General features: G+C 39.9%; 35 protein-coding genes. 4 read left to right on the top strand and 31 right to left on the bottom strand.

Going from position 1 to position 22,595, the window contains the following annotated elements; translation table 11 throughout:
• The 20 genes from BFP75_RS22050 to BFP75_RS02430 form a co-directional block, all read right to left on the bottom strand.
• Positions 1 to 188, bottom strand: a 188-nt coding sequence (locus tag BFP75_RS22050; RefSeq protein WP_133118647.1) for a hypothetical protein, incomplete at its 3' end; no start/stop codon positions are given.
• 146 nt (positions 189 to 334) lie between these two features.
• A complete protein-coding gene (locus BFP75_RS02515) occupies positions 335 to 3,229 on the bottom strand; it encodes a Tn3 family transposase (RefSeq protein WP_099543104.1) in 2,895 nt (964 codons plus the stop codon).
• Positions 3,230 to 3,351: 122 nt separating this feature from the next.
• Positions 3,352 to 3,780: a nucleotide triphosphate diphosphatase NUDT15 gene (locus BFP75_RS02510; protein WP_099543103.1), complete on the bottom strand. Its 429-nt coding sequence runs from the start codon at positions 3,778 to 3,780 to the stop codon at positions 3,352 to 3,354.
• A 35-nt stretch (positions 3,781 to 3,815) separates the two neighbouring features.
• Positions 3,816 to 3,956 carry a hypothetical protein gene (locus tag BFP75_RS21685; RefSeq protein WP_165776524.1) on the bottom strand — a complete coding sequence of 47 codons (141 nt, stop codon included), beginning with the start codon at positions 3,954 to 3,956 and terminating at the stop codon, positions 3,816 to 3,818.
• 10 nt (positions 3,957 to 3,966) lie between these two features.
• Positions 3,967 to 4,236 (bottom strand): hypothetical protein, encoded by a 270-nt coding sequence (locus BFP75_RS02505; RefSeq protein ID WP_099543102.1) that lies wholly within the window; start codon positions 4,234 to 4,236, stop codon positions 3,967 to 3,969.
• 30 nt (positions 4,237 to 4,266) lie between these two features.
• Positions 4,267 to 4,515, bottom strand: a complete 249-nt coding sequence (locus tag BFP75_RS02500; RefSeq protein WP_123803304.1) for a hypothetical protein — start codon at positions 4,513 to 4,515, stop codon at positions 4,267 to 4,269.
• Positions 4,516 to 4,524: 9 nt separating this feature from the next.
• A complete protein-coding gene (locus tag BFP75_RS02495) occupies positions 4,525 to 4,800 on the bottom strand; it encodes a hypothetical protein (protein ID WP_099543100.1) in 276 nt (91 codons plus the stop codon).
• Complete coding sequence (locus BFP75_RS02490) at positions 4,797 to 5,555, bottom strand: ParA family protein (protein ID WP_165776523.1); 759 nt, start codon at positions 5,553 to 5,555, stop codon at positions 4,797 to 4,799. Before BFP75_RS02490 ends, BFP75_RS02495 begins: the two co-directional genes overlap by 4 nt.
• 68 nt (positions 5,556 to 5,623) lie before the next feature.
• Positions 5,624 to 6,319, bottom strand: coding sequence for a SprT-like domain-containing protein (locus BFP75_RS02485; protein WP_099543098.1), 696 nt, complete (start codon positions 6,317 to 6,319; stop codon positions 5,624 to 5,626).
• Between the two features lie 78 nt (positions 6,320 to 6,397).
• Positions 6,398 to 6,628, bottom strand: coding sequence for a hypothetical protein (locus tag BFP75_RS02480; RefSeq protein WP_099543097.1), 231 nt, complete (start codon positions 6,626 to 6,628; stop codon positions 6,398 to 6,400).
• A gap of 58 nt (positions 6,629 to 6,686) precedes the next feature.
• Positions 6,687 to 7,055 (bottom strand): DUF6876 family protein, encoded by a 369-nt coding sequence (locus BFP75_RS02475; protein WP_099543096.1) that lies wholly within the window; start codon positions 7,053 to 7,055, stop codon positions 6,687 to 6,689.
• 5 nt (positions 7,056 to 7,060) lie between these two features.
• Entirely contained in the window at positions 7,061 to 7,288 is a 228-nt protein-coding gene (locus BFP75_RS02470) for a hypothetical protein (RefSeq protein WP_123803302.1), read from the bottom strand.
• Between the two features lie 81 nt (positions 7,289 to 7,369).
• Complete coding sequence (locus tag BFP75_RS02465) at positions 7,370 to 7,723, bottom strand: single-stranded DNA-binding protein (protein WP_099543094.1); 354 nt, start codon at positions 7,721 to 7,723, stop codon at positions 7,370 to 7,372.
• Positions 7,724 to 8,005: 282 nt separating this feature from the next.
• Positions 8,006 to 8,305 (bottom strand): hypothetical protein, encoded by a 300-nt coding sequence (locus tag BFP75_RS22045; protein ID WP_099543093.1) that lies wholly within the window; start codon positions 8,303 to 8,305, stop codon positions 8,006 to 8,008.
• Positions 8,306 to 8,351: 46 nt separating this feature from the next.
• Positions 8,352 to 8,843, bottom strand: coding sequence for a hypothetical protein (locus BFP75_RS02455; RefSeq protein WP_099543092.1), 492 nt, complete (start codon positions 8,841 to 8,843; stop codon positions 8,352 to 8,354).
• A 5-nt stretch (positions 8,844 to 8,848) separates the two neighbouring features.
• A complete protein-coding gene (locus BFP75_RS02450; RefSeq protein ID WP_099543091.1) occupies positions 8,849 to 9,058 on the bottom strand; it encodes a hypothetical protein in 210 nt (69 codons plus the stop codon).
• A gap of 166 nt (positions 9,059 to 9,224) precedes the next feature.
• Positions 9,225 to 10,163, bottom strand: coding sequence for a hypothetical protein (locus tag BFP75_RS02445; RefSeq protein WP_099543090.1), 939 nt, complete (start codon positions 10,161 to 10,163; stop codon positions 9,225 to 9,227).
• Positions 10,164 to 10,387: 224 nt separating this feature from the next.
• The gene (locus BFP75_RS02440) at positions 10,388 to 10,591 is read right to left on the bottom strand and encodes a hypothetical protein (RefSeq protein ID WP_099543089.1); all 204 of its coding nucleotides are present in this window, start codon (positions 10,589 to 10,591) and stop codon (positions 10,388 to 10,390) included.
• A gap of 77 nt (positions 10,592 to 10,668) precedes the next feature.
• Positions 10,669 to 11,124, bottom strand: coding sequence for a JAB domain-containing protein (locus tag BFP75_RS02435; RefSeq protein WP_099543088.1), 456 nt, complete (start codon positions 11,122 to 11,124; stop codon positions 10,669 to 10,671).
• 565 nt (positions 11,125 to 11,689) lie between these two features.
• On the bottom strand, positions 11,690 to 11,995 hold the full coding sequence (locus BFP75_RS02430) for a hypothetical protein (RefSeq protein ID WP_123803301.1): 306 nt from the start codon (positions 11,993 to 11,995) through the stop codon (positions 11,690 to 11,692).
• A 252-nt stretch (positions 11,996 to 12,247) separates the two neighbouring features.
• Between BFP75_RS02430 and BFP75_RS21680 the strand changes: the two genes are divergently transcribed.
• Genes BFP75_RS21680 through BFP75_RS02420 form a run of 3 tightly spaced genes read left to right on the top strand, consistent with a single transcriptional unit; the run spans position 12,248 to position 13,125 of the window.
• Entirely contained in the window at positions 12,248 to 12,397 is a 150-nt protein-coding gene (locus tag BFP75_RS21680) for a hypothetical protein (protein WP_165776522.1), read from the top strand.
• Complete coding sequence (locus BFP75_RS02425) at positions 12,369 to 12,848, top strand: hypothetical protein (protein ID WP_123803299.1); 480 nt, start codon at positions 12,369 to 12,371, stop codon at positions 12,846 to 12,848. The genes BFP75_RS21680 and BFP75_RS02425 overlap by 29 nt, the downstream gene beginning before the upstream one ends.
• Positions 12,835 to 13,125, top strand: coding sequence for a hypothetical protein (locus tag BFP75_RS02420; RefSeq protein WP_099543085.1), 291 nt, complete (start codon positions 12,835 to 12,837; stop codon positions 13,123 to 13,125). The genes BFP75_RS02425 and BFP75_RS02420 overlap by 14 nt, the downstream gene beginning before the upstream one ends.
• Here BFP75_RS02420 and BFP75_RS02415 read toward each other — a convergent pair.
• Both BFP75_RS02415 and BFP75_RS02405 read right to left on the bottom strand, forming a co-directional pair.
• The gene (locus BFP75_RS02415; RefSeq protein ID WP_099543084.1) at positions 13,114 to 13,368 is read right to left on the bottom strand and encodes a hypothetical protein; all 255 of its coding nucleotides are present in this window, start codon (positions 13,366 to 13,368) and stop codon (positions 13,114 to 13,116) included. The genes BFP75_RS02420 and BFP75_RS02415 overlap by 12 nt on opposite strands.
• A 199-nt stretch (positions 13,369 to 13,567) precedes the next feature.
• Positions 13,568 to 13,771, bottom strand: a complete 204-nt coding sequence (locus tag BFP75_RS02405; RefSeq protein WP_099543082.1) for a hypothetical protein — start codon at positions 13,769 to 13,771, stop codon at positions 13,568 to 13,570.
• A gap of 221 nt (positions 13,772 to 13,992) precedes the next feature.
• Between BFP75_RS02405 and BFP75_RS02400 the strand changes: the two genes are divergently transcribed.
• Positions 13,993 to 14,268 (top strand): hypothetical protein, encoded by a 276-nt coding sequence (locus tag BFP75_RS02400; RefSeq protein WP_099543081.1) that lies wholly within the window; start codon positions 13,993 to 13,995, stop codon positions 14,266 to 14,268.
• Between the two features lie 114 nt (positions 14,269 to 14,382).
• Here the strand turns inward: BFP75_RS02400 and BFP75_RS02395 are convergent, their stop codons facing one another.
• The 9 genes from BFP75_RS02395 to BFP75_RS02355 all read right to left on the bottom strand — a co-directional run bounded on the left by BFP75_RS02395 (position 14,383) and on the right by BFP75_RS02355 (position 22,595).
• On the bottom strand, positions 14,383 to 14,979 hold the full coding sequence (locus tag BFP75_RS02395; RefSeq protein ID WP_099543080.1) for a M23 family metallopeptidase: 597 nt from the start codon (positions 14,977 to 14,979) through the stop codon (positions 14,383 to 14,385).
• 76 nt (positions 14,980 to 15,055) lie between these two features.
• Positions 15,056 to 15,691: a hypothetical protein gene (locus BFP75_RS02390; protein WP_099543079.1), complete on the bottom strand. Its 636-nt coding sequence runs from the start codon at positions 15,689 to 15,691 to the stop codon at positions 15,056 to 15,058.
• Positions 15,692 to 15,735: 44 nt separating this feature from the next.
• On the bottom strand, positions 15,736 to 18,138 hold the full coding sequence (locus tag BFP75_RS02385) for a TraQ conjugal transfer family protein (RefSeq protein ID WP_099543078.1): 2,403 nt from the start codon (positions 18,136 to 18,138) through the stop codon (positions 15,736 to 15,738).
• Between the two features lie 14 nt (positions 18,139 to 18,152).
• On the bottom strand, positions 18,153 to 18,680 hold the full coding sequence (locus tag BFP75_RS02380; protein WP_099543077.1) for a conjugal transfer protein TraO: 528 nt from the start codon (positions 18,678 to 18,680) through the stop codon (positions 18,153 to 18,155).
• A gap of 2 nt (positions 18,681 to 18,682) precedes the next feature.
• Positions 18,683 to 19,615, bottom strand: coding sequence for a DUF4138 domain-containing protein (locus tag BFP75_RS02375; protein WP_099543076.1), 933 nt, complete (start codon positions 19,613 to 19,615; stop codon positions 18,683 to 18,685).
• Entirely contained in the window at positions 19,612 to 20,616 is a 1,005-nt protein-coding gene (traM, locus tag BFP75_RS02370) for a conjugative transposon protein TraM (protein ID WP_099543075.1), read from the bottom strand. Before traM ends, BFP75_RS02375 begins: the two co-directional genes overlap by 4 nt.
• A gap of 1 nt (position 20,617) precedes the next feature.
• Entirely contained in the window at positions 20,618 to 21,223 is a 606-nt protein-coding gene (locus BFP75_RS02365; RefSeq protein WP_099543074.1) for a VirB8/TrbF family protein, read from the bottom strand.
• On the bottom strand, positions 21,223 to 22,035 hold the full coding sequence (locus BFP75_RS02360) for a hypothetical protein (protein ID WP_099543073.1): 813 nt from the start codon (positions 22,033 to 22,035) through the stop codon (positions 21,223 to 21,225). Before BFP75_RS02360 ends, BFP75_RS02365 begins: the two co-directional genes overlap by 1 nt.
• The gene (locus tag BFP75_RS02355; protein WP_099543072.1) at positions 22,032 to 22,595 is read right to left on the bottom strand and encodes a hypothetical protein; all 564 of its coding nucleotides are present in this window, start codon (positions 22,593 to 22,595) and stop codon (positions 22,032 to 22,034) included. Before BFP75_RS02355 ends, BFP75_RS02360 begins: the two co-directional genes overlap by 4 nt.

Here is a 22,595-nt window from a genome sequence, read left to right as displayed (position 1 = left end):
ACGCCTTTTAAACGACGGTAGAAATTCGTCTGCGGTACCCGGTCACTTAATTGGAAATTATTGAAAAGCTTCTCTTGATAATCCTTTTTACCCTGCATACCTAAAGTTACGATCCTTTTACGGATCGGCAAGATCGAAATGCCCCTTTTTTTATAACTTGTGCAACAGGCACAACGTGTATAAATCATTGGGCAATAAGTGGTTAAATGAACATTACAGTTATAAATAAACATTACGGTAAACTGAAAATGAAGTGCTTAGAAATGCCAACGCTTCATACACAAACCGTTGTAGTGTCATAAAACGAACCTTTTTCGGCACAGAGATAATCGACCTATACAACAAGTCCAAGGTTTTTGTCCATATCCAACTCAAACTTTCCATAGGGGTTCACATGGGCATGTATCAATGGGCTCAATGCACGATAATCTTCCTTGTCAAATCTTTCCATCCATCCGTTTTCGGCCACCACACGTTGTATCATAAGTGTATTGACATAAACCAGGCAGTTCTGAAGCAGATGTAATGCCAGTACAGACAGTTCCTGCTCTTCCAAACGGTTCGATGAAACCTCGCCACTTTTTCCGAAAAAGATGAAACCGTTCGCAGAGTTCCAATTCTCTATCACATTCAGGCCCCCGTGTATTTCCCTTCGAACATTTTCATCGGCCAAGTAACGGCAAAGGAATATCGTTTTCACGGCCTTCCCTAATTCCTGAAGGGCCCTGTAGGTCGGATGGCTTTCGTTTCCCCTAGTGAACCTTTTCAAAATCGATTCGGGGTCGGCCGTTCCCTGTTCCAGAGCGGCTGTGTATTTTACCATTTCATCATATTGCCTTTCTATGATTTCCCATTTAATGCCCCTATTTAGTATGGGCAAAAGGTTTTTGAGCTCTTTCTTTAGGGAAATATCCGGAAGGTAAAGTTTCTGTGAGGCGATGCTCTTCAACCTTGGCATCAGCTCAAACCCCAATAGCCTGCAAAAGGCAAAGGCGACCTCGCTCTGGCCATGGGTGTCCACAAACTGTTTTTCAACCTTCATATCGGTACAGTGCTTGAGCACCCCCTCTATCATATTTGCCACCTCAGAGGAGGAGCATTTCTTCAGTTGGGAATAGATACAGGTTGAGCGGGTGTCGACATGCCAATAGATCATTACACCTTTTCCCCCGTACCTTATGTGCCATTCCGTCATCAGGTTCTGGTCCCAAGAACCAAACTTCTTTGAATCCGAGGCACATGAGGTGGTGGCCTCGCCCCAAAGTTTGGTGTCCTTGACCAAGAATGTCCCATTGGCGACTTCCCTGATCGCCCTACGCAGGGAATCCTTATGGATATAGGCGTTCTTGACATGGCGGAGCTCCTTGTAACTGACTTGGTTGCCCGATGCCAGACGATTGAGCCCCATATTGGTTCCAAGGCCGTAGAGCACCAAAAGCAACCTTTTCCTGAGCTGTTCGGGCGACAACCGTTCCGAAGTCCTCACACTTTTGAACGATTTTGTAAAGCTGGACCAACTGTCCGCCTCGCGAAGTATATCCAAAAGGGAGGTCATTGGCCATTTGGATTGGACCTCTCCCTTGAGCGCACTTATATTAGGTGGATCCATGAGAGGATCCGAGGGAGAGAGTACGATATTCTTAACTCCCGACTGCCTTAACCTTACATATTTGTTGGATGGCAGGTTCTCGTTCAACATTCTCAATGCGGTCTCCATTTCTTCCTTCAGTCCGCTAGTAAACTCTGCCGGGTCGTTCTCAACGCCCAACCGGTCATAGTAGAATTTCCTGTTAATATTGAAATCCATGGGAACGTCCTCATCGGGATTACGGTATTTATCCGCCCCTTCCACCCATATCTCCTTGCACCGAAGTCGTTTTCTCAAAGCTTCGAGGACGGCTATTTCATAATCCACTCGGTCCATATCACCTTTGCCCATCCCTTTGATAAGTTTTATAAAACTGGGCCTGATAATATCCGATGTGGGAACCGAACCATCGGCAAGAGAAAACTTTGAGTTGTGTACTGGGTTCTCCATGAGCCAGTCGATGGCATCCAAGATGGGCGCGTGTGAATCATTATTTGACCTAAAGGTCAGACTGCCCAATATCTGTGGCACCATTCTCCGATAGTGGGAGGAATAACTGGAACGCACCAAGTTGTGTATCTCATTTTTAAAACCCTTTCCGGAATATTTGTGCTCTTTGACGATATCGGAGAGTTTCGCTTTGCTGGCAATTGGAAATATTACTTTGGTGATGGTGCCTTTAGGGTCTTTCAATGATGCCTTAGCAATTCGTGCCAAAAGTGTCGTCTTGCCATAGACCCGTTTCATTTCCTTTACCAATACGGTCTCCACTTTCTTTTTCGCCTTCTTTGATAGCTTTCCCACTAGGAGGATGAACAGGTCCACAAGGTCATCGATGATTTTCTGCCTTCTGACATAAAGAAAGATGCACATCAAGGTATCCCTTATGTATGGTGGGTGCCGCCTTATTTCCCAGGCCGACTCGGAGGCTATCCTTTTGTAAAGCCTTTCCCGAATCTTGGGATGTATCCCGCCGATTTCTTTTGCGGGCAATCCGCAGTCCTCGATAAACGACAATTTGTCCAGTTCGCTGAGAATGGTAGCTAGACTGGTACGGCCAGGGTCGGAACGAATCCAGGTGAACGAACCATTTTCATGTGGTTCACTTCTAAGGCAGCGGTCGAACAGTTCAGTCGTTCCTCTTCCCAAAAGTGAGGCAACATGGGTGAACAGCTTATTTTCAAAGTCGGCAAAGGCAGACGCTATTTCTCTGTAAAGGGCATTTTCCGGAGGACACTTTAACCTTTTCTCGAAATACCATTTTTTGGCAAGATCGTTCGCCTCTTCCTTTTGGATGCCTGTCGGGAACAATTGGTCGCACATCAAAAATCTCAATTCTTGTTGGTCGACTGCGCCTGGACGTCCAATTTTTAAGAACATCAGAATCTCTGAACGGTGCCTTTTGGCCGTACTTGACATCCAATTATAATCTTTCAAAATCGATGGATTCGTATGTAATTGGGTACAGAGATGATCGATCAAATCAGATCTTATGTCCTTTTCTTTCGATATGAAGGCACCGGTTTCCGAATAATTCTTTAACTGCAGTGCAAATGCCAGTTTATGTGGGTATCTCTTGTTTTTAAGTAGTTCTGCTTCGTCGTAACTTATAAACCAGTTTGTGCTTAAATTGTCTTCCATTTTTGACTTTTTGACAATTTAAGGATTATGCTAAATTACCAACCCTTGTATTTATGGGGCTTATGAGCTGAATTGATACTTTTCGTAGCTATGAGGTCACTACCCCTTGTTGTAGGAAATTTTCATTTTTGTCCACTAATATAAAATTGATTTTTTATGAAGCAATGAATTGCAAATTCACTTGCATCAAAATGTGGCTTTGGAATCTTTGTTAATGAGTGCCATTCCCAAGATTCGCATTTATCTACTTCTTTTACTTCTAATTTTCCTTCATAATCATTTGTAAATAAATTAATCGATACATAATGTTTGTTTTCCTTAATATATGTTCTCAAATTATTTGTAACACATATTACTTTTGGATTCTTGATTTTTAATCCAGTCTCTTCATAAACCTCCTTGATTGCGGCTTCTTCAAATGTTTCGCCATTCTCAAGATGTCCTCCCGGGATTGAATAAAATGGTGAATGACTTCCTTTTCTTTTACCTATTAAAATTTCATTATTGTCATTTTGAATTATCACTCCAATACCAACTTTTGGTCTATTCATATTCCATTGGTTTTATATTATCGTTTATTTAGACCTTAATCTCTTTTGCCTCTGATTATTTGCCCATCTCTAGTTTTCAATACTTTTTCTTTAGAAAGATGTTTTGACAGTTCTTCTGCAGCAACTTTCATTTGTTCGGCAGTAGGCTTAAAATTTTCTGGTTTTGTATATTTCATAATCGTTTATTTAATCCTTTCGAATAATTTGTTGAAAAGCTTCTAGAACTTCCACATCGGCAGCCTCCATAATCTTATCATGAACAGTATTTAATTGCTCTTCCACATCAATGTCGGGGTTGTCGTTTAATTTTGCCATAATCTGTATTTGTGATTCCAAAATCGCCTGAAGGTATTTTTGATTAAGGATGTTTTCACAAAGAACATTGATAAGAAGCTTGCTAACATCCATTTGATGGTTCTGCCCTTCAATCATTTTTAAGATATCCTCTGTTTTCATGCTTATATTGTTTATTCAGGGTTTCAAAATCTACACTTTATATTCAGGATTCGGCACCTGACTTTTGAACTCGTTCCAAAGACCCTTCCAATCTTCATCGGAAATCCTAACCGGTTCCGGGACCCCGGGCATCGATGCCAAAAAACAACGCTCGAACGGTTGACCGTACAAAAGATTTTGATAAGCCTGTTCGTTGGCCACGAATTCGCTGATCAGTTCCGAATGGGTCAGCTCCTTTTTTTGGTCCACCCGATTGTCGATGTAAAAGGTCATTTTCATAACTATGGATTATTTTTTCTTATACCCCTGTGGGGCTTTCTTGGCGCTTATCTTCTTCGCTAAAAGTTCCAATCCTTCACGGATGGCATCCCCTTGGGTATAGGAGTAATCCCCCTGCTGTTCCTTGGAATAGGTTATATCGTCCAAAAGTTCCACCGATTCCTGAAATATGTACAAACGCCTGTACACTTTTAGGGGCGCTTCCTCAATCGGTGCGTCTTGTTGCTTCGTTTTGGCACTGCCCTTGTTCTTTTTGCTTCCTGCCAATAAATTATCTATGCTCATAGTGAATTGTGTTTTCTGATTTTTCGTTTTACTTCCTTGCCAAGGTTCATATAGTCGATGGTTCCATGACATCTTTTGTCAAATTCAAAAATGGTCTTTTTCTCGAACTGTGAATTTTCGATAGCCGTATTGTTGCGTATCCGGGTATCGAACAGGGCAACGTCCCAGCCATTCTCCTTGATTTCCTTTTCAATGTGCTTGCTTATTTTCAAACGTTCGTCATAGTGGGTCAAAAGCAATCCTAGAATGGAAATATCGGGATTAAGCCCGTTCTTGATTTTCGTTATAAAATCAAGCATGATGGTAATTCCATCAATGCTGAATCTTGAAGCTTTGATGGGAAGGATCACGAAATCCGAACATGCCAGGGCATTTATCGTAACAAGGCTAATATCGGGTGGGCAATCGATAAAGATATATTCATAGTTGCCCTTGATCTTGGAAATGGCCTTGGAAAGGATCATTTCCCTAGAAAACTCGTTTTGAATCTCCAAATCGACACCCGCAAAATCGATTGTTGCAGGCAACAGGTCAAGGTTCTTCCGTACATTGACAACTTCAAAGGGTCTGCCCATAAAAGCGTCATAGATGCTTGTTTTCGGGTCTGCTTCCCCAAAATTACGTGATAGACTGGACTGCTTGTCCGCATCCACCATCAGGGTCCTACCGCTCAATGCCGCTTGGGCGGCCAAGTTGATGCAAGTGGTCGTTTTACCGACCCCCCCTTTTTGGTTCATTATAGCTGTTATGCTCATTGTGTTCTTAGCTTTTACCATACAAATATAATATGTTTAGTATATATAGTATGCTATACATACTTTATTTACTTAATAATTTCTTTCATAACCTTTCCACAACTGTTGCAACCGATGTTAAGATTGGGTGCGCCCCAAACATTGGAACATCCGCAAGAGTATTTTGACTTTATGGGTGTCTTGGGCTTTGTGAACGTATGGGTAACGGTCAGATCCTTTATCTGTTCGTACAGGGGCGAATCATCGTTCAAAAGGTTGACGATTTCGGGGTTGACCTCTAGATACAGCCCTGCGAAAATTTCATTGTTCATCAGTTCCTCGGTAGCTTCCAAGAATAGACCGTCCTCAATGGGATAATCGTTCATGTTCTGACCTACGGTTTTTCCCCCTGGCTTTCCTGTTCTGCTCGGCATCAATCCCACCTCTATCATTTTGTTCGCCCATTCCTTGTTGTGGTATCCCGCCTGGGAGGGTTTCCCGTAATGGTACTGCCAACCGTGGCACATTTCGTGTACGATGGTCTGGCATATTTCCAATAAAGGGAACTTTACGAACATGGCGGGGTTCAACGCCAGTTCGTCCGTTTCTTGGTCCTGAACGCTGAACCAACGTTTATGCGCATAGTGTCCGAACACGTTCTTTCTTCGGGTTACGACTATAAGACAATCCTTGATCGTACCACCGAAAAGCGCATCGTTATAATGGTCGAACACGTATTGGAACAGACCGTAAAATTTTGATGAGGGTTTATTTGAATTTTCCATTGAATTAAATTTATATAGTACTATATATTTTTACGCTACATACTACACTTATATAGTATATTTAGTACTCTTGGTTTTTTATAACAGTTTCAACTGTTCCCCGTGTTTCAGGGCTTCATCCAACTGACGTTGGTAATAGTCCACATGACATTCAAGCATCGGGGAAACGTTCAGGTAAAAATTCGCATCGTAACCCATGGACAGATCATAAGCGGATATTGCTTCGTCGCCCTTTTCCCTGACTTCTTCAAGTCGTTCGGTCGCATTTCTCAAAAGTTCCCGGATCTCCGATATTGATTCCTTTGCCATAATCTTTTAATTGACCACATACTATATATACTAATCCTATATAGTATGTGGTATATACTTAATATTCGCTCGGTAATAACAGGGTTTTGGTGGTGTAGTAAAACTTGATTTCCTGAATAGGTATCGTCAAGGTATCGTAGTGCTTGGATTCAAGTGTATTGCCGTTACCGTCGTCATAGGTTATATCAATACCTTTTCTTGTACGCACCAATGTTACCGTGATAAATGGGTTTTTGGGTTCAAGTTCCCCACATACCAGACCGATCCCATAAATGAACCAATGGGGGAAATGGTTGATTGCAAGCCAGTACACCCCTTCGGTATAGCTGAAATCGATTGTCTCATTGGTATAAAGTTCGTCCCCGCCCTGAAACCGTTCCAAGGCTGCCTTTATCTCCCTTTCTTTTTTGTGTTTCGTATTTCCCATGACCGTTATTTGATTTCGGTTTCGGAAATGAACGGATGGAAACAAGGGCTTTTTGGGTCGTCGATAGGATTTCCCAGTTCGTCCAGTTCAATAGGGGAGAATACCTCAATCTGTTTAATGTCCTGATGTATTTTGATAATCGAAGTCCGCACACCGGTTGGAAGATTTTTGGTGTTCTTGCGATTCTTGGGCATAAGCCCGATGTATTGTAGAAAACTGATTAAATTTGCCATGATTCTATATGTATTATAGGATTATTAATTAATTTTTTGGGGGCGAAACTTTGGACGGAGACGCCCCCTTTTTAATGCTTCCTATTCGGAAGCTTTGCTTTCAGGTGTTCCCAACAACAATACCTCGCTTGCTTCAACCTCCGTAACATAGCGTTCGTTTCCATCGTCGGTAGTGTAGGAACGTGTTTTAAGCTTCCCTACGATTCCCAGCTCTTTGCCCTTATTTGCATACTTCTCGATAATCTCTGCGGTCTTGCCCCAAGCGACTACGGTATGCCAATTGGTATCGGTTTGCTTTTTTCCTTCCTTGTCCCTGTAGGTTTCGTTGGTTGCCAATGAAAAACGGGCCACTTTTTTACCACTTTCAAGGTTAGTGATGGTAGGGTCTTGCCCTACGTTCCCGATCAACTGTACATGATTTTTGATACTGCTCATAATGATTGTTATTAAAGATTAATACTAGGTTTTAGTTACATTTCTAATTCATACTAAATATACTATATATATACAGTATATGCAACATATTTAACGTTTATTTTTATATTATCTTACTGTTTTTCAATACTTTAACATTTTAAAATGAAGTGTAACGGAGTTTTATTTAGTACCCTTTAAGGAGGTTATCATTTCCCGAATACGAAGTTAGCCCCTCCGTCGATGCTGTAACACCTGGCTTTGATTGGCACGCAAAAGGATTTTGGGAGTATGCGACCGAATCTAAAAATTGGGTGGGATCCCCTGCAAGAGGGGCAATCCCATTTTTAGGAAAATCATTGCAGCTTGCCAAACCTCAAAGGCTACTTTTGCCGTCGATGGAAGGACAACGAGCTGTTCGGAATAGAAATGATAAATATAATCTTGAGCAAGGTTGATCTGCGTACTCTTGGGTTGTCCCCCAAGAGTATTTTTCCGGCGTGTGTTTTTGGGGAAAAACCATGACGGAAAATAACCCGATAGGTTAGCGGCACCCAACTTGCGACTTCCGCTTTCTTTTAGGCGGGGTAGTGTAAGCAACATTTTAAAAAGCACAACTTAATTGCTAAAACTTGCTTCTATGTTGGCATTAGTTGTTTTTTGTCCACCTTTTATGCACTTTCAAAATCGCCTTAAAACGAGGTTTTTTTGGCTCAAAATATCTTTTGTAATTTTTATTTTCAACGATGTTTTTTATCTCCAGTTTATATTCCTTTTTGAAACTTTTAGTGTCAATTTTGTTTTCTAGGTACAATCGGCATGCTCTGTCATAATGATTGAAATAATCTTCGAGTATGGAATAAAAAATCTTTTCGTGGGCACTTAAATCTTCTTTTGGTCTTTCTAATTTGAAATTCCTTAATTGGAGTCTAAAATCGTCAACTCTACTTCTAGCGTTACTTATTGAATTCCTTATCTCAATTTCCGTTACACCTTGCGATAGTCTAATCGCCTCTTCGGCTTTTAAATTAGTCTTTCGATTAACATTTCGATTAGCTATTCGGTCCCAAACGCTTATTATTATCGCTAAAGAAGATATTGATATCGTTATGATTTCAGTTAAGTCCAGTCCCCAAATCAAGTCAACTATCTTTTTGGTTTGAACTCATTTATAATGTCATCTATAACATCATTTATGTCGGAGTTGTCACTTTTATACTTTTCTTCTTCTAACCTGGCAACTATTTCAATCCTTTTAGAAAGCGGTAATTCCCTCAGTTCGCGTTTAATCGAAACAGCTTCAGTAAGTTTAAGGTTCGTTCTTTTAAGTCTAAGAATAATGTCTTTATAATCCATAATTTCTGTTTTTGGTTAAATCTTCAAAATTAATGCCAACGTCTCGGCTCGATCTGTTGCGGAAAATGTCCGTAGGACTTTTCCGTCTAGGGCCAAAGTTAGCTAATTGCGCTGATTTCCGTTTAGGAAATCCGCAGCAATGGATTATAGGGATTGTTGGCGGTAGTTATATTTTGTTATCCAGATTAATTTTTATAAATTTTGAGGTCATAAGCTTAATTAGGTATTGACCTTCCAGTAAAGAGTAATATTGTGGTTGATAGTCTTCATTATAATTTCTCTTAAATTCATGGTCTAGAACATAAATATCGTAGATATTCTTTCTGTTGTTAGAAATTTTGGCTTTGACAAGATTTGATTTAAGGAATATCTGTAAACTTTCGGATGTCAGTTTAGTATTATTAGTTCTCCAATAACCTTTTCCATTGGATGCTGAGTTAAAAACGATTTCGAGCTTTTCTTTATTTTCAAAAAGGAATATTATTGAATCTCCTTTTGATAATGGTAATTCCTTGGAAGTTGAAACTAAAGATAGATAAGGATATCCATTATGATTGGTGAACGTTAGTCCTAGAAATTCTAAAGCAAAATCAGCCTTATGTCTATATAAGTGAAAATATTGTGTTTCCTGTCCTGCTATTTTTGTAAAACAAATTGTTTTTTCATCGGTGAATTCATCTGTCAGTAGGCCTACTTCTGTTTGATTCAATTGTTCTTTATTCTGTTCAAATAATTTGTTTTCTATAAATTGATTATTTTCTATCTTAATGACAGATAAAATTTGTTCATTTAGTCCAATCGAACCACCTGTTTCAAGGTAAATTTTTTCTAATTGTCCAGAAAACGGTAGGCTTATTGAAAGAATTCCCGACCCATGAATAAGTGAACCTACAGTTAAAATTGTTTCCTTGGCTCTGAAATATTGACCAGGTTCCACAAAAATATCTTCTATCTCAAAGCTGTCTGATTCAGGAATGTATTCAATTCGTGAAGTGAAAAATGGTTTTTTTAAGAAAATTTTTTCTCCATCTATTTTTGATTCTAGTTTTTTCTCTTGGTTTTTCTCTTGGTTTTTGTTGTTTGAGAATAAAGAAAAAAGTCCCATTTATTTATGATTTAATTCTGGCTTATAACAATTTATATAGTTGATATTTAATAAGTAGCAAAATATCAATTTCATACCGAAATTTACTTTTTCCAGTTCATTTTATTCAACTACGCTTAAAAATCATAAAATGTTATAGGGAATTACCGCCAACAATGGGATAGCATCAATGATGCTATCCTGCCTATAAGACTAAGTTAAAAAATTAATGAAAAAGTCATCGTTTATTCCGCCGATAAAGGTTTAAAACCATATTCGCACAAGATTTTGGAAATACCCTCAAAGTGCTTTGCCGGCAATGCCCTGCGCTCGTTAATGGAATGTTGTATGGTTCCTTCCGGTACCCCTGATTCCCTTTCCAATAATCTGATATTGATAAGCGGCCTATCTTGAAGCCAGCGCAATAGGTGTTGTTCTGCATAGTTCATGTTCAAATGTACGCATTTGCGTACATATAATCAAGATCAATTTTGATTGTTTATTCCGATAAGCGGAAAAAAAGGGGCTATATAACCCCTTCATCCGCCATTGATCTGTAGGTTTCCCTGGTGATTATCAGGCTATCTAGGACCACGATATCGAACAGTAGGCAGGCTTCTTTGATTTTTCTGGTCAGATCGATATCGGATTGCGAGAACTTGGTGCCCCCGCTTGGATGGTTGTGTATCAAGATCGCAGATTTTGTGTTGATGTGCAGGATGTTCCTCACGACGGCCTTTACATCCACTACGGTCCCGACATCCGAGCCAGAACTTACATGATGGATGTTTACCACCTGGTTGCTGTTGTTCAGGTGCAACACCTTGAATTCTTCCTGGTGGTCCATGCACTGCTCAAAATAGGGTCGCATGAACTCGGCTGCGTCCTGTGAACTCCCGATTTTTTTGATGAACTTTTCAGTGCGTTTGTAGGTAACGGTCAGTTCTCCCAGATAATCCCTAAATGTTGCGATTCTTTTCATGTTTTTAAATTTTAGATGAAACAATATTTGAACGGGTGTAAGTGGTAGTAAAATTTCAGCTCAAAAGGAAACTGAATAAAAAGAGGGTTTGCCCCTGATTATGCGGTAGTCTTTTGATGGGAATATTTTACGGGCTTAAATTTGTGCTATATTGATTCCCCCTTATTCCGATTTCTTTTTTAAGAGCGCAATGGCAGGGCAAGTGCAACACTTTCGCAATGGTCCCGTGAGGATCCACCTCGTAGCAATGATGGCGTAGGGCAGGGGTGGTCCCCCGGGAGAGGAATGGAGAAACGTCTTGCTCTTGTGTGCGGTTGTGAGGGGGTTGGAAATTTAGTAGGCGGTAAGACTTCCGGATGCGACCTGGTCTTGCGGGTCGCTCGGATGGTCTTAAGAGACGGATAGATTTCCAACTTCCGCAGCAACATTGGAAAGTACATCAGGGATAGTCGTGAAAATCCATTTAACGGGGTTCTTAGCATGTTTGGGACGAGGAAGCGACAAGACGCTACCGCAAGCCCATAAGCTGTTTAGAACGGCTAGAAATGATTGCAGCAATAGCCCGTCAGATGCCCTGCTTATCTTTCAGGACAACATTTCTATATTCCTTCAAAATAGCCTCATACAATAGCCCCAAACGACTATGGAAACTCTCTGTCATATTGATAGCGAAACCATTGAACCCGACCTGTAGCGTTTCCCCTTTTTCCACCATCCCGTACATCAAATAGTTCTTTTGATCGTCATTGGATCCCTTGTCGGCCATCCGTTCGAAAGGCTGTGCGGCAAAACCCAGACGGCCTGGACAATGACGGTTCAGGCTGTACGAAACACGAAAGTCGATCCCCTTATAATCTTTGTAGTACTCCATTTGTTCTCCATTGCCAAAGCGATCTAAGGTATTGGGGGCTTGTACCAAATATAGGGTGCTGTTTCCAAACAACGAAAATACAGGGGATAATCCAGTTCTTTGTAAGAATTAACTATATTTGTTTAACATCTTTTTTGTAGGTATTTTATTGCGATTATCATCGTTTATTCGTAAGATATTGCCGATAAAATGCAATTTTTGGCTGTTTTCATAGTTAGATAAAGGCTTATAAACCTTTAAAATTTAACAATTATGAAAGCAAAAAAGTTATTTTTGGCCATGGCCATCGTATTCGGATTAGGTGTATTCGCATCTTGTGAGAACACATCTACCGCAGAAGAGGACCAGCTCTATGAGCAGTCCATAGATAAAGATGAGATTAAAGAAGAAGACGTTATGTGAGTTATTGGCGGTGGTCGGTATCGTAGTGGTATCGACCCTGCCTTATTTTCATGATGTCATTACCGACCAATCCGGAACAAGAGAGGGAATTCCGATAATTGGGGCGGAAGAACTTTTTACGGATTCCCAAGGTAAAATAATGGGGTTTAGTTCATACCGCATATTCCTTTATACGCTTATGATCTATCTTTTCGCCCATATCGGTTTTGTGGGCTGGATGATGGATGCCAAGGGCAAATTCTATCGTATTGCATTGGCCGTTCCGGTTATTTTGAGCGGCTATACTGTTGCTGTTATCCTCTTCAACGCCAAGGAAACCACCTTTAATTCCACAAGCACAAAATTTTATATTACCATCGCGGCAACAATAGGTGTTCTTGCCGCCTACATTCTCGACCACAGAAGTAAGTTGAACCTTAAAAAAGGGGAGGGCGAACATGCGGGTTCTTAGATCGGTCATTAAGTTTTTGGCCGTGGCCAAAAAGAGCCTTTGGCTCTGGTTCGACGCGTTCAACGACGACAAGTTGTATGCGCTCAGTAGGACCGATGTTTTCCAGAAATACATTGACTTCAAGATTGACGACATTGAGGAATTTGCAGCGATATATACCTATGAACGTCATGATATCATGGGTAGATTGGACGATAGGGAAAGTAAGGAAAAGATGTACAGGGAAGTCCATCAGATGTTATTGGAACTAAAAGATAAGGGCGCATTAGATCGCTAGATCTGAAGCCAGGTACTTTTCCATTCTTACACCTGTACTGAATACATGTTTGCGCACCAATAAGGCTTCTTGTTTGGCAGATTTCGGATTACCGTGGTATTCCATTTCAAAAAAGAAAGTACCGAGCGAATAAAGCACGAACAAACGGTCTTTCTCCCATAGTTTGGTTATCAGGGCGCCATGGAGCATGATCTGGGCCATTTGCTCTTCGTTGCTCAATATCAAGAAATCATAAAGCTTCATTATGGTTAGGTTTACTTCAAGATATAGGCAAAAACATGGGAATTTCCATACACTACAAATAAAAGCATTTTAAATCTATTTTTATACGGACGTAAGATTTTTTCGACAAACTCAATATCGCCTAGTCGGTACTTGTTGAATCTCGGGCCATCGAAAAATTCCAATTGTGCATTGCGATCATAATCGATCATGGTCCTTTTCAATTGGACTTCTTTATCTCATAGCTCATTTTGCCGGTATCCACCTTGATGTCCAATGGACCATCGGTCCCATCCACCAATTTGATAACGGCGAATATTTCACTTGGCAAAAGAGTCCTTAGCTCTTCCATGTGCCCTCGCCCGTTTCGCACAACATCAACCTGCGTTCGATCTATTATCGTGTATTTATATATACTTCCCATCCCTTATTGTGCTTTGTATGGTATTCAATGACTGGGGCTTTCATGTTGTATCAGTCAATTCTTATTGCTCTGGCTAAAGTAATTATTAAAAACCATCAATATTTGACTCTCGTTTTTATTTTTTTGTGAACTTTGACAGGCTTGGCCTTATGGCAAGATTGGGAGCATGTCTTCAAAAAGCAAGTGGGCCATGAATCGCTAGACTTAATGAATTTAATATCATGAGAAAAGGTTACGCAAAATATTTTGGTAATTTGGTCAAGGAGAGGGGGCAGCCCAACTTGTCGGACGATCAGTACCGAAGGATGATGAACATTGTTTTTTTGGATGGTATGCTTGCGGGAATCGATGATATAAGAAAGCCTTTGGCCGGAACCCGGGAGGCTCATAAATATGATATGGATTATTTCAGGATAGACCGAAAGCTCACGGAGATTACGGGCAATTTGGAACCACGGGCTTTGTTGGACGAAATGCTAAATTTGGATAATCGATGATGGGTCAAAGCCGAAAAAAAATTCTCAACTAATTAATAACATCTACATCATTGTGTTCTTCAGAAATATTTTCTGGCTTCCGGAGACAATGATGTGGGGGTTTGTGGAGAAATTTTATTGATCTAAATTCAAAAAACAGAAAGGGTAGGGGTCTATCGCTAGATTATATTTTAATATTTCATAGTGTAAATGGTGGCCATTGCTCTTTCCAGAGTTTCCGACGAAACCTATGATTTTGCCCTTTTTGATGGCCTCTCCCTCACTAACTATTGAGCTGTGCATATGGGCGTAGCGAGTGGTAAAACCATAATCGTGCTTTATGATTACTTGGTTGCCATAGCCGTCATTTGAGATTATGACTTCGATAACGGTTCCGGCTGCGCTCGCATGTATCGCCGTTCCTTTTTTTGAAGAAATGTCGATGCCTAGATGCCTTTTGGTCTTGTTGTCTATGGGGTGGAAACGCTTGCCGAACTTAGAGGAAATACGTTTTAGTTTTTTTGGGTTGAGTGGATTTATCGATGGTATAAATTCAAATCTGCTTTTGTAATAGGCATAGTTCTCCCCGAGAATATTTATAATCTTCATAACCTTTACCGTATCCGAAGCTTGCGACAAAGATTTTACCACCAAAGAGTCTATCGTTTTGTTTTCTTGAGCAAAAGAGACTTGGATTATGAATAGAAAGAAGATTGAAAAAAAACACTTCATTATTTTAAAAAAGTTGCCCCTCAATTCATGAGGGGCTAATCTTTGATCTTGTAAATTAAGAACGGTCCATAAACCGTTATATTTTTTCCCTGGTCGATTTAAGTATGTCGGTTCCACCACCGCTTGTTACGTACCTAAATTCCCCGGCACCATTCGGGAGCCTGTAAAGAGGTTCTTCTCTTATACCCTGCTCTAGTTCAACAAGAACGTTAATATTTGAATTGGTATAGAAATCATATTTAAATATGGCGGTAAAATAATCGGGGGCTGATTCATTTGCCCTTATTACGTTTAGATAGTCTACTTCATTCGTGTTCAAGTCATAATAGAATTGAAAAGAATAAAAATAGAGGTCAAAACCATTATCAACCTGAATAGTCAAATAATTCATGCCATCAACAAAATTTTCGATAGTTAAATCAAATGAATTGTTTCCAGAAACGGTTGAGCTTGATAAACTTGTGCCGTTTATACTGCCATCAACATTGTTTTCCAAAAGAAAAGTTCCCTGACAACAACTAATATTCGGAACAATTGACGAAATTGTATAGGAAGGAAAATCAGTATCTACAACATCAAATGAAAAATTTAATGCTGTGTCGGTTCTAGACACCAAACTATAATCTACATTAAAACTTTCCACTGGTAACGGCTCTTTGTCGTTGCAGCTATAAAAGCCCACGATAAACAGAAATATTAATATTTTTTTCATAATAAGACGTTTAATATATATTTAACAAAAATCATACCAATTCATTATGGCGCTGTTGTTATAAATCGTATTTGATATGTTACGGTTTGAAAACCATTTGTAATGGTGAATAAAAATTGGTCAAAGTTACCCGCGCCTACACCTGCTCCAATCCTGGCATAATTAAAAAGAATTGTGAAATCTTGATTGTTGGGTATATTAACAAACGTGTCTTCCGGTGTTGCATTAACGGATGAGGGTGTGCCTATGGAATTAATGATAAGATAGTTTAGGTTTATAGCATCAATTTGCCCACCGCTTCCGGTTTGCTCCCACTTCATTTTTAAATCCCCCGTAAGTTCTGGATTGGTTTCAATAAAATTATTAGAAAATCCAACATCTAGATCCCTGAATGTCCTATTCCCATACAGATATGTATCTGGAAGGCTCCAAGTATTAACCGTCAAAAAGGGGTCTACTTCAACATCTATATTTACGGTCTTTTCAATGAAATCTCCATTAGAAGCGGTAAGCCTATATTTTATAGCGTGGCCACCTACGGACGTGCCAGTATATTCGCCCGAAAAAGAACCGGGGACAATGCCCGCTATTATCTGGCCCTGATTATAGGTTACACCGTTATAGGCTAAAGTTCCTGTTCCCGTAGATGTGAACGAAAGCGTATAGGTTAATGGTTCCGTGCCCGTTTGGGTCAAATTAAAATTCTGTGTAGCGGGGTTGTTCGCTTTAATGCTAGTTAATGTCGTCGCTGCCGAAAAATCAAATGTTGTCACATTGTAGGTAATCGTTACCGTTTTGCTTACGGGCAAACCATTTGAATTTGTCAGGGTTAATGAAATTTGATGTTGACCAGAGGTCGAACCCGTATAATCCATAGAAAAGGCAAGGCTTGTAATGTTGGGTATGGTCTGCCCTGCTGAATACGTACTGCCGTTGTATTCCATAGTTCCTGTACCCGTAGAGCTAAATGTAAGGCTATAAGGGGATTGCCCTCCACCTGTTTCAGTAATAGTCGAATTAATGGTTATCGATTCATTTAGATTTGCTGTGCTCTGTGATGTTATTGGATTAAAATCAAAAGTACCCGCACTAAAGGTCAGCTCTCTTTGAACTATTACGGTTATCCCATTGGCATTTTTTAACGTGAAAACTATATCGTGCTGCCCTACGGACGTGCCAGTATAATCAAACGAAAAAGCTAGGACTGTTAAATTTGGAATTATTTGACCGGCTGCGTATGTAGTTCCGTTATATTCGACCGTTCCATTTCCAGTAGAACTAAAAGTTAAATTATATGGTGGTGCTGCGGGTCCAATTTGAGTTATACTTGAATTAAAGGTAACTTTATTGTTTATAAATGTAGATGTGGTAACAGGAACTGGGTCAAATTCAAATGAACCACTATTTACATTTATTGTAACCTCTCCTTCTTTTTCAACCCCTGATTCGTTACGAACGAAAAACTTAAGTCTAACGAGTTGTTGGGTTTCTATCGAAGCTGTCCAAGAAAAATTGCCTAGAGAAACATTTGTCAAAGTGCCTGCCTGGACTGGACTACCACCAGAAGTCATGGTTATGTTCCCTTCCTCTATCACATATCGCATTTGATATTGGCCACCGCTTCCCTGATTTTCGTTTAAGGTAAAATTGACGTTTACATCCTCTCCAACAAAGGCAGAATTTTTGGCGGGGTCTGCAGTAAAGGCAAAATCAACAACGTTTACATTGTAGGTCAGTGTATCGTTTTTAACTTGTCCGTTGCTATCCCTTGTAGCGACAACCAACTTTGATTCCCCTGGTTCCAAAAGTTGAATATTGAAACCGTAGGTACCATCAATAATCGGTTCGTACTTTTCTTTTTCGATTTCTTGGCTTTCGTCTGCATTTGTTATTTCGCCACTTCCTTGAATAAGGAAAAAAGCCCTTTCATGCGTAACCGATTTATCTTTTCCGGTATTGAAAATGCTAACGGAAAATGACCTGCTTTCGTTAACATTAACCTGATTGATTGGTGTGGTCGCCTCGAGTGTATATTCATTATGCTTAACATTGTAAAGAATCTCGATGGTTTTCTCCTTTCCTTCCCCGTCCCTAACGGTAATCCGCACGTTATCTTGATTGACCGCGCCGCCTTTATAAAATAACTCCTTGCGCAAGGAATCAAACTGTATAAATTCATCATTTGGCAATTCATTACCATTGGCATCTAAATAAACACCCTCTCCGTCTAACACCTCGTATTTAAGGGAGTAGACGGCCGAGTTTACCACTTTTTCAGGTACTACCGTCAAAGTGGTTCTTTGAGCAAAGTTAATAGTGCTTTCTTCTTCGTGGCTTTCTTCCAGGGTAAAGTCAAAACTGGATATAATATTTACCTCTTTATCGCAAGCCCATATTACCAATAGCGCAACGGCCAAGGCGGCAATATATTTAATTGAATTTTTCATATCGTAGTGGGGTTTTAAAATAATGTGTATTTGACTCCTAAACCTCCATAAAATGATAGGTTTCCAATATCGCTGTTAAGATGATAAAATTCGTTGGCAACCCCCATCAAGGCGAATGTGTCGGAAATGAAATAAACCAATTCCCCACCAACAAAGCCACCATAGATAAGTTTGCTTTCTCCATCTACTAGGGCGCCATTGTCCAATTCGTTGTTTCCTCCGTTAAGGACTTCATAACCCACCAGACCGCCTCCCCCAAGGGCAAGATGGAACCTGTTGTATCTGTCTTGAACTAACTTATAAAAGTAACCTACATTGAGACTGATGTCGTTATAGGGAATGTCAACAAACGGTGTTTTTTCTTCGGCTACCGAAGCGAACAATGTAATCTGTAGTTCCCCGGTGTCCGTTAGGGTATTATAATATCCTGCTTGGACACCGAAACCGTTGGTTGTGTACCCTCCTGAAATTCCCAGACTGGATTCTTGGGAAAAACAAAGGGCTTGGACGGAGAGCATTAAAATGCAAACAATTTTCTTCATTTTTAAAGTTTTACGGGATTATTGACTAATTTATTATTGATACTTAACAACAAATCTCTTTCGCCGTTCTTTTCGGCCAAATCGATTTGAAATTCTTTTTTATCATTGATTGAAAACTTTTTGAAAACCATAATGAAATCCGCTCCCGTATTTCCCTTTACCCTTGTGGGTCTTTCATATACGAGAATAGGGGTCAATGGGATGCTCTGGTCGGTGCTTACGCCTTTATACCCCCTGGCAAGACGAGTATTTATGAAATCAACATCAAAGGTCTGCCCTCCGTCGTTTTCGAGCAATAAATGAAAATAAAGCTCGTCCTTGGCATAACTGATTTGTTTTAAGGTCAACTTGATGTTCCCGGACTTATTGAACGTCTTGAATATTTTCTTGGGCATATTGTTGACAGGTGCGCACCTTTGGTTTATATATGCGATCTTGTCGCTTACATAAAGCTTTTCCAAATCTTGTTTGGGTCCTTTTGCCTCTTTCCCTTCAGATGTAACTATACCTTCCGAGTAATACGAATCCTTGACCTTAACTATTTCTTTGCCCTCTTTTTTTCTTTCGGATTTAGGGTTATTCAGCAGATTGGCGGCACTTTCACTTAGAGCGATATGATGGTTTAGTTTGTTCGGGATACTCGCGTATTTGAGTAAAAACTCATAGCTGTTGCCGTCTTTTGTAAAAACGGTCAGGTTGGTGTTCTTTTCGACTTTATCCACCTTTAAATACCCAAGTCGGATGATTCTTTTACCGATCGCACTGCTATTTTTAGGTTCTTTGATAAAGTACTCTTGTTCGTTGCCCAAAATGGGTTCCTCTATTTCCGAAGGGAAAATCAATATTGTTGTATAGCCTTCCGATACCTCTATCTCTTTTTGGGCGAAAAGAAATAGGGGGAATATTAGTAGTATAAAAATTAAATTTTTCATCATAGTTCTTCAATTATATAAACGATTAGTTCCTGGTCATTCAGGAGCAATATTTTTTCATTTTCCTTTAGCCTTTTCTTTTGGAAAAAACCAGAAATAGCATCTATCGAACTGGAAAGTATTCTATTGGTAGTGATTTCATCCCCTACGGATTGGGCCGTGCGATTTATCGCCTCTGCCTCGTATCTTTTCCATAGTTCCCCCGCTCTTGTGGAATACATGCCTATCCTTCCATCCCTAATATCACGTACTTCCACTTTTAAGGGTACGTGCGCTATATTGGTGATCTCGAATAAAACTCTTGATTTATTGATGTTCAGATCGGCATATATAGGCGTACCTTTTTCAAAGGTTTTTCCCCCATGTCTAAAACTTTTGGTCAATACCATTTCGACCAGTTCCCCTGGCAACCTGAATTGGTCACGAAATATTGCGGCCCTTGTTTCTATTTTTTGGATCGTTGGTGTTTCGCTTACTTTTTGGTTGCCCAAACGTGCTTCCCTGGCTTTCTGTAATTTTTCCTCATAGCTCAATTTTGGAGTGTCGGGATAATTATTAGATTTGGCAACAGGGTTTTTTCTAGGTTTTTCGTTTGCGATTTCATTCTGTAGATCCTTGATGATCCTACTATCTTCTTCGTCATAAATACCGGAATCGTTCTTGGATTCGATTTCCGCGATTTGACTATTCAGCTTATCCCTATAAGCTTGTTCGGTTTCGGAAATCCCCGTGCTGTCTTTTGAAAAGAAATCGCTGTCAAAATCCAGATCGATCCCGTTGTCCCTTTCTTCCTTAACGCCGTAAGCCTCCATTTTACTTTCGTAGTTGGTAACCGGGCGACCGTCCTCGGGAAGCTCTAAAGTATTGGTTGTATTGACTTTTTCTATATCGTCCCCCCCGCTAAATATGCCATAGCACAAGATTGTGAAGGCAATCGCGCATAGCGAATAAATCACTATTTGTGGGGCTTCCAATTCCTTTATTCTTTCAATTAATCTTTCCATTTTACTCCGTAATTTCGCTGTACTGCGTTTCCCTGAAATTATAAATCATATATCCGTATGGGTTTTTGGGATAATCGGCCGCTGTCTTTTCAAAAGAGCCCTCGACGATTATTTTATAAAGCCTGGCATCCTTTTGGTTCGGTTTGTTGATAGCGACCAAAATGGCTGCCTTGAAATTGTTTTCATCGTTGGTAACAATGTTGATTTCCTTTACGTACTGGTCGGACGAGGACTGGATGAGATTGTTGTAATGCCCCCTTTTTGTATAGTCCTCATAAAGCCGTTTACCACTATCATCGATTAGCCAAAACGATTTTTCTATCTGCTCTTTATAATTGAACTGATTGACCGTATAAAAAAGGCTGATGAAGTGGCTTATATGGCCTTTTTCGTACACATCTTCCAGGTCCTCTTTTTCAATCAATTCCAAAGGCAATAGGCTTTTGTCCTTTGATAGCCCATAAACATATCTATCATGGTTTATATGCATTAGATAAACAATTAGCATTGCTGCAAACGATACCAGCACAAGGCCTATTATCGATGCTCTTGAGGTGGCGTTATTCTTGGCCAAGGATCTATATATTTCTCTTTTGGTCTTTTCCATTAGGCAAACAGTTTATATACGTACTCCGATGATTTTTTGAACAGTCTTAATTTTATGAAAAATGAAACCCCGATAATAGTGGCATAGACCGAATATTTAATATTTGGCAGTATGTCAATAAGGGGCATGGCTTCGGCTTTCAAATTAAGTTCCCTATATATTTCGTTCGTGATATAAATAACTAAAAAGAAAGGCAATATCAGAAGGTACGCAGCTACATAAAGTTTAAACCATTTGTAAAGAATATCCCTGAATTTTTCAAACACACTCAACGAAAATGCAATGGGTCCCAAAATTTTCAGCACCGTTAAAAAGAAGAACCTTTCAACTAGGAAAATCCCATAAATCAGATTGTCCAAAAACCAAAAGACAACATAGGCCAATTTGACCATTATGGAAAAGGGGTTTTCCAATGTTTCCATAACCAAAACGGCAGCTTTTTTCAGGTATGCCATCGCTCCCAGATCTTCTTCGGCATCCTCTACTTCTTCATTAAAAAGTTCGTGGTCAAAGGAATCATAGGTGTTGACCCAACTGTCCAGGGGGGATAATATGGCATCCAACAATATCAATATTCTATCGTATGAGGCCAATAATAGAATAACTATGATGGCATTGATAAATTTGCTTTTATCAAAGGGTAGTGTTGCCTCTCCCCAATCGAGCCTGGTCGAAAGCACGTTGGAATAAAACGTGAGCAGAAAAAAACTGATGGCCAACAGTTTATAACTGGCACTCCACCAATAAGCGGCTTCATTGGAAAAAATCCCCGAAAATATATTCTCTATAAAATCGTAACTAAGGTCGATCATAAATTACTTGTTTTGGCGAAAATTTGTTTTCTTGCCCTTTGTTCCGCCATGTTTATATACTTGGTATACAATACTTGGGTAGCAACATAGCTTTGCTGTAATTCCCGCTTCAATTCCTTTATGAATTTCAAACGCTCCGCATCGTCCATTTTGAATAGGTTGTTTGTCAAAAGCTTGTCCAATGCATCCAATGACTTGATTGCGTTGTCCAGGACAAGGTTGTAGCTTTTGTTGATATTGTTAAGCTCCTTGGTCGTGAAAAGCTTGGTGTCCCTTATTTTCTTTACACTTCGGGTCGAATTATTGAGTATTTTGGTTTGAATGGTATAGATTTCCTCGATCTCGTTGACATCCCTTAGAACGGTGTTCACTTTGCTGACAATTTCCTTGGCATCCTTCAAAAGCTTAATTTGTGTGATTCCGTTCTTTACCTGCGCGGCACCTTGGGAAATCCGAGTTACCAGCGACGAGTTCGCTTGTGGATCGTTGACGACGGTTGGGATTTGTGCGCGGGTTGAAACAACCCATAGAATTAAAATAATGCTGACTAAATTTTTCAT

Origin of the sequence: Maribacter sp. 4G9 (assembly GCF_002742265.1) — a bacterium.
Taxonomy (GTDB): domain Bacteria; phylum Bacteroidota; class Bacteroidia; order Flavobacteriales; family Flavobacteriaceae; genus Maribacter.
Note: the sequence above shows the minus strand (reverse complement) of the source record. Positions and strands in the feature narration are given on the sequence as shown.